Origin of the sequence: Blastococcus sp. CCUG 61487 (genome assembly GCF_005222955.1) — a bacterium.
Taxonomy (GTDB): domain Bacteria; phylum Actinomycetota; class Actinomycetes; order Mycobacteriales; family Geodermatophilaceae; genus Blastococcus.
This window is the reverse complement of sequence record NZ_LWUA01000165.1, coordinates 1-304: the sequence shown is the minus strand read 5'-3', so window position 1 is coordinate 304 and position 304 is coordinate 1. Positions and strand designations below refer to the sequence as shown.

The following is a 304-nucleotide window of genomic DNA, read 5'->3' as shown; positions in this document are numbered from 1 at the left end:
CACCTCGAACGAGGCGCTGCGGACCGCCTGCCGCGGCGTGATCGAGGCGCAGGTCAGCCGGGGCGGCTGACCCCCGGGCCGGGGTGGTCGCGGCCGGGCCCCGGCCACCCTCGCTCACCGCCCGTTGCCGCGTCCCTTCCCGTGCCCGTGGCCGCCCTTGCCGCGGTCCCGGTCGTGCCGGTCGTCGCGGTCCCTGTCGCGCCGGTTCCGGTCGTCGCGGTCCCGGCCCTGCCAGTCGTCGCGGTCGTGCCCCGCGGGCCCGGTGGACCGCTGCTGCTGCGGCGCGGCAGCGCCGGTGCCGGTG

The 304-nt window shown here is 80.6% G+C and carries 1 protein-coding gene; it reads right to left on the bottom strand.

Features of this window, described 5'->3' with window-relative positions:
- Positions 1–114 precede the first annotated feature (114 nt).
- The coding region (locus A6V29_RS09345; RefSeq protein ID WP_212719180.1) for a hypothetical protein at positions 115–304 on the bottom strand (190 nt) is incomplete at its 5' end.